Annotated in this window: 5 protein-coding genes and 1 pseudogene; all 6 read left to right on the top strand. The window is 56.2% G+C overall.

Going from position 1 to position 5,722, the window contains the following annotated elements; genetic code table 11:
- The first annotated feature begins 807 nt into the window (after positions 1-807).
- The gene (locus I6F35_RS39355; protein ID WP_225122935.1) at positions 808-1,506 is read left to right on the top strand and encodes a helix-turn-helix domain-containing protein; all 699 of its coding nucleotides are present in this window, start codon (positions 808-810) and stop codon (positions 1,504-1,506) included.
- Positions 1,507-1,619: 113 nt separating this feature from the next.
- Positions 1,620-2,570 carry a site-specific integrase gene (locus I6F35_RS39350; protein WP_225122934.1) on the top strand — a complete coding sequence of 317 codons (951 nt, stop codon included), beginning with the start codon at positions 1,620-1,622 and terminating at the stop codon, positions 2,568-2,570.
- Between the two features lie 762 nt (positions 2,571-3,332).
- Entirely contained in the window at positions 3,333-3,419 is an 87-nt protein-coding gene (locus I6F35_RS39345) for a transposase (protein WP_225122936.1), read from the top strand.
- Positions 3,383-4,384 carry an IS4 family transposase gene (locus tag I6F35_RS39340; RefSeq protein ID WP_225122933.1) on the top strand — a complete coding sequence of 334 codons (1,002 nt, stop codon included), beginning with the start codon at positions 3,383-3,385 and terminating at the stop codon, positions 4,382-4,384. The genes I6F35_RS39345 and I6F35_RS39340 overlap by 37 nt, the downstream gene beginning before the upstream one ends.
- On the top strand, positions 4,381-4,638 hold the full coding sequence (locus I6F35_RS39335; RefSeq protein ID WP_225122932.1) for a hypothetical protein: 258 nt from the start codon (positions 4,381-4,383) through the stop codon (positions 4,636-4,638). The genes I6F35_RS39340 and I6F35_RS39335 overlap by 4 nt, the downstream gene beginning before the upstream one ends.
- 148 nt (positions 4,639-4,786) lie before the next feature.
- Positions 4,787-5,595 (top strand): annotated as a pseudogene (locus I6F35_RS39330) (transposase); the annotation flags it as partial.
- Between the last annotated feature and the right edge of the window lie 127 nt (positions 5,596-5,722).

Genomic DNA, 5,722 nt, shown 5'->3' with positions numbered 1-5,722 from the left:
GCAAAACCAAACATCGCGGCCTCTGGCGCGTTGCCGCCGACTTCACCCTCAACCTGAGCGCCTACAATCTGATCCGCATCCCAAAACTGGTCATGGCATAGAAAAGCCGCTGCGCAGACTACCGCCAAGCCCACACCATCGAACACATCACCAGACCAAAAGACACCGCAAGGCTGCGATTTCTCGGTTTTTCAGCAGACTGCTAGATCCTTCCGCGAGTTTCATCGCGCCTGCACAGCTGCACCGGAGGCGATTCAAACAGACCGCGGCCGCAGACCAAGAACTTGGTTCCTGTCGCAAGCTCTGATCAAGACCAGCCACAGCTCGGATCGGCAGGGAGACTGCGTGCCTTTGCGCGGTGCCGCCCGATAACGACACCGCCCTCACCGGCAGGAGCCTGGCAGATCAGCCGGGAGGCTGAAGGTTGTATCAGCGCTTGAACGGAGTGCATTTAATCTCATATAGCGGCTGGCTCATCCAGCAGATTTGTTCCCCCCCAACTGATAACGTGGTTGCCGTCTGCGCGAATATCGTCGCTCGCGCGCAAGGCTCTCTGGCAGGCGAGACAGAAGCGACGCCACGAGGTGGGTCGCTAACGATCCCGCCGAGAGACTCCTAACGCGACGCCAACCGCACTCCAAACATCCGCCGTTGTTGCACCTTTACTCGCGTCGGATCATTCCCGAAAAGACCCGTGATCGCACCTACCAGGATTGGTCGGACGGAATGGGCTGCTGCGAGCAGAACTGCTTGTGGTTGTCTCGTCTGCAATTGCCTGAGAAGAGCTTGGAGCCTGACGAGCATGCAATGCGTTATGCCGAGAAGACCCCGTCCGAGGCCAGGAGAGGCCTGACGCACGTGCGAGGAAGAAGCAGCAGCACCGGGCGCGCCGAGGAAACCATGCACGCACTTCAGCCGCAGCTAAGAAAGGCGATTGGGCATGGCGCGCGACACCAAATCGAAACGGTGGGCGACATCATTCCGGAAAGGTGGGCGATCGAGCGGAAACCAGCACACCCATGGCATTCCCATCCTTCATTCAAAGCTCCTGCATTCTTGAAGAAGCCAGCAATCCTGAGAGTGCGAAAGGATCTGTACGATATCGATCAATCGGAGAGCCTGCAGCGAAGTCCGTCCAAGATTTCACGAACGTCTCCTGTGGTCACGGCTCCGCGCCTGGCCATCGCTCCAGTCGGCGCGCAACATGTGCACATGCACAAATCTCCTAACAATGGTAGAGTCGAGATGCCAGCCGGCGATGATAATTCGCCGACGCCGTATGGTTCTTTGAAAATTCCCGACTGTTTCAGAGCCGATGCTGAGCTATTGACCGCCGCTGAAGTGGCCGAACTACTGAGAATTTCCGCTTCTAGCGTGCGACGCCTGCAACAGCGGCGACGCATTGCCTTCCTCAAAGTGGGCGGCAGCATTCGTTTCACCAAGCACGACGTCATTTCGTATTTGGCGAGGCAGCGGACCGAAACAATCGATAAACAACGGATATGACAGTACGAATGATAAAAAACTCGTGCTGGGTCGATTTCACGGTCAACTCCACACGATATAGAAAACGTAGTCCCGAGAACACAAAGGCCGGAGCGCAGGCGTACGAAGCTACCTTGCGACAAAAGCTAACACGTGGCGATTCGATAGATATTGGAGCGCTACGGTCGAAGGACCTGACCTTTGCCGAGTTCGCGGTGAAATGGTTTGAGGACTATGTAAGACCGAACAACAAGTATTCTGAGCAACTGTCCAAGAAGTACATTCTGTCTTCATCTCTGCTCCCATTCTTTGGTCGCAAGCCGGTGGGACAAATTAAAGGATATGACATCGAGCGCTATAAAGCTCAGCAGGTCCAGCAAGGGTACACAAACAAGACGATCACGAATCGCCTGACGGTGCTCAACAAGTGCTTGCTGACCGCATATGAGTGGCTAGAGCTTGCGGACGCGCGACCGAAGATCAAATGGCCCAAAAGGGCGTTGCCCGAAATTGATTATCTTTCGCCCGAAGAGTGTGAGTTGCTCCTTTCCCAGGCGAATGGCCTAATGCGCGAACTGCTTCTGACGGCGCTGCGGACAGGTATGCGGCAAGGAGAGCTCAGGGGCCTTCAGTGGTCATCTCTCGATTGGCTTACGCGCACCGTTGCGGTGAGACATTCATACGATGATCGTGGGAAGACGCTCGTCGCGCCAAAGAATAACCGCACGCGGCATATACCGCTCGACATTGATGTGTACACGATGCTGTACCGGCGTAAGAAGGACACCGGGTACGTGTTTATGGGCTCGGAGGGTCGCCCGTTCACCAAGTACCGAATGCACTACATGATCCGCAAACTCTGTAGGAAGGCCGGGTTTAGAGCCATCGGCTGGCACACGCTTCGCCATACGTTTGCTTCTCACCTCGCAATGCGCGGCGTGCCCCTACCGGCTATCAAGGAATTAATGGGACACTCCACCATAACCACAACCATGAGATACGCCCATGTGGCGCCGTCCACGCTGTGGGCCGCGATCGAAATGTTGAACCCAAAGACAATACGGCATAAAGCTGATGAAGCATAACGTAAAAGCCGCCATATGGCGGCTTCTGCGTTGAAGAGACCAAGCTGGCGACCGAGCAAGTGAACCGTCATCGACCAACGTCCGCGTCAGGGCGAATGGCGAAAGGTCTAAAAGATCGATGGACGTCAATCGGCCCTTTAATGGCGGTTGTGGTCAAGCTGCCATTCTTTCTCCCCAGTGACACGCCGGTAGCGATTGCTTCGTCGGAGCTGGTCGGGGTTGCGCAGACGGAGCGATCGCGGCTCGGCGCGGCGATCGCCTAGCGGGATTGGATAATCGATGTCTGACAAGTCCTATATGGCCCAACACTCGATATGCTCCGCTGTACACAGACGTTAGCGGCTGATCAGTTTGCGTATTGATCAAAACAGGCTCGGAACGTGAAAGCACGGCAACCGTGTTGGTCTGCAATCTTGCCTCGCCCAACCGTCCGACAAACTCCACTTGCGCTTGGTTGCCGAGATCGAGAAGTGCAGCACGAAGCGCAGACACGTTGAACAGCGATGCGACTTCATCCGTACGCATTTGAGCAAGCTTACGATTACCCACATTTTTTGAGGCGCACCGAGTCGAAAACTTGAGACGCCAGAATCGCTTGTGATTCTTTGATGGGCACCTGATTCGAGAAGAGGTGCTCTATGGAACTGACTTCACGCGCCCGGGATGAGAAGGCGCACCGGTTGGCGTCTGACGCGGTGACCTGGTTTGACCGTGAAGCTGCGCTGTGCGAAGTCCAGGACGCTCGACTTGGCGAGATTTCGCATGCTGCTGAAGCAGACTGGTGGAGACATCGGCCAGAGCATTCCGATGGTTTGCCAAGACTGGGCGAATACCAAGTTGAACGAGTAAGCGAGGCCGACATCCTGTCTGGTCATTTTAAATCGACGCGGGAACGTATCGCGGCTGCGAAAGGGCCTGTTCTTGTCCTGCATGATACGACCGAATTCACCTATCAACGGGAGCGCCCGGATCTGATCGGGATGATTAAGCGCATCCCCAAGAGCAGGTCTCGAAGATTGGACGGAAAGCCCCAAACGTACACGACATGCGGAATATTGATGCACTCGAGCCTTGCGGTGACCCTCGAGAGGCTTCCACTGGGGCTCAGCGCGGTGAAGTTCTGGACCAGAAAGAAATTCAGAGGGGTCGCTGCGCTCAGACGCGAGGTCAACCTGACACGGATCCCCATTGAAACCAAGGAGAGCATTCGGTGGCTGGAGAACCTCAAGCAATCCACGGAGCTTTTCGAGAAGCCATCGCAGTGCATCCATATCGGTGACCGTGAGGCCGATATTTATGAACTGTTTTGCGCCGCCCAAGAGGTTGGAACGCATTTCTTGGTAAGGACCTGTGTCAGTCGCCTGGCAGGCGATGGCGATCATACCGTTGCAACGATAATGGACGAGGTCGTGGTCAAAGGTCTCCACCGGATCGAAGTCCAGGAAAGCAAGGGCAATCCAGACCAGGCTGTTCTTGAAATCCGGTATCGTAAAATCCGTATTCTGCCAGCGATAGGCAAGCAGTCGCGGTATCCAGCTTTGACTTTGACAGTGATCCACGCTGATGAAAGAGGAGCGCCAAAGAACAGAAAGAAGATTGAATGGAAACTCCTGACTGCGGACCGATCTTCCGGTGCAATCGCGCGGGATGCGATCGAGAAGCTCGAATGGTATTCCCTGCGATGGAAGATCGAGGTCTTCCACAAGATACTCAAATCCGGCTGTAGGGCAGAGGACTCGCAACTGCGGACTGCTCAGCGATTGACGAATCTGATCTCGGTATTCTGCATTGTGAGCTGGCGCATTTTTGGATGACGATGCTCAATCGTTCAGCGCCAAATGCCTCACCGGAATTTGTGCTGACCAACACTGAAATCCAATTGCTGGATCGGCTCGTCAAAGACAAGAATCCAGTCAGCACACAGCGAAGGACATGGTCGCATTATCTCATCAAGATCGCCAGGCTCGGCGGCTATCTCGCCCGCGCCAACGATCCTCCACCAGGGAATCTGATCATGTGGCGCGGATTATCGCGATTCATCGATATCGCAACGGGAGCAAAACTCTGACTCAAAAATGTGGATATCCCCGCAAGAAGGCTGGACGATGCGCTATTTGCGTTGGCTCCAGGAGTGTTCGCCGTCAGGACCTGTGAGACAAACAGGGGGATTTTGCGGAGGGAGGATTTCTGGTTCATCGTAGCCGCCAGGAGCGAAGATGAAACAGAAATCCGGACCGGGCAAAGCGCCGGCAGACCAAGTGCTAAAGGACATTCGGCGCCAGACCCGCCGGCAGTATTCGGCGGAAGAGAAAATCCGCATCGTGCTGGAGGGATTGCGCGGCGAGGAGAACATCTCCGAGCTTTGCCGCCGCGAGGGCATTGCCGCCTCGATGTATTACGGCTGGTCCAAGGAGTTTCTCGAGGCCGGCAAGCGCCGCCTGGCCGGCGACACGGCGCGAGCTGCGACCTCCGGCGAGGTGAAGGACCTCCGCCGGGAGGCCGCCGCCTTGAAGGAGGCCGTCGCCGATCTGACCCTGGAGAACCGTCTGCTCAAAAAAAGTATGAACGGAGATGGGGAGGACGAGGCATGAGGTATCCCGCCTCCGAGAAGGCCGAGATCATCCATTTGGTCGAGCAATCGCACCTTCCGGCCAAGCGCGCACTGGACAAGCTCGGGATCCCGCGCGCCACATTCTATCGCTGGTATGATCGCTACCGCGAGGGAGGCGTTGAGGCGCTGGCCGATCATCGGTCTCGACCAGACCGGGTCTGGAACCGCATCCCGGACGATGTGCGGGGCCAGATCATCGAGCTGGCGCTGGAGTTGCCTGAGCTGTCGCCACGCGAGCTGGCCGTGCGGTTCACCGACGAACGAAAGTACTTTGTATCCGAGGCGTCGGTCGATCGGCTGCTGAAGGCGCATGACCTCATCACCAGCCCGGCCTATGTGGTGATCAAGACCGCGAACGAGTTCAAGGACAAGACGACGGCCGTCAACCAGCTCTGGCAGACCGACTTCACCTACCGTGCGCCTCGCCCCACAGTTGGGGAAGCGTATGACTGGAATGCAAAAGAGAAAGGAGGACTGAGAAAAAAAAGATATGACTTGTTCCCTGCTGTGAGGGGACATGAGCCCAAGCGGCGGTGACCTG

This window comes from Bradyrhizobium sp. BRP22, from assembly GCF_020194175.1.
Taxonomy (GTDB): Bacteria; Pseudomonadota; Alphaproteobacteria; order Rhizobiales; family Xanthobacteraceae; genus Bradyrhizobium.
The sequence above is the reverse complement of the archived record's forward strand: the minus strand, read 5'-3'. Positions and strand labels throughout refer to the sequence as shown.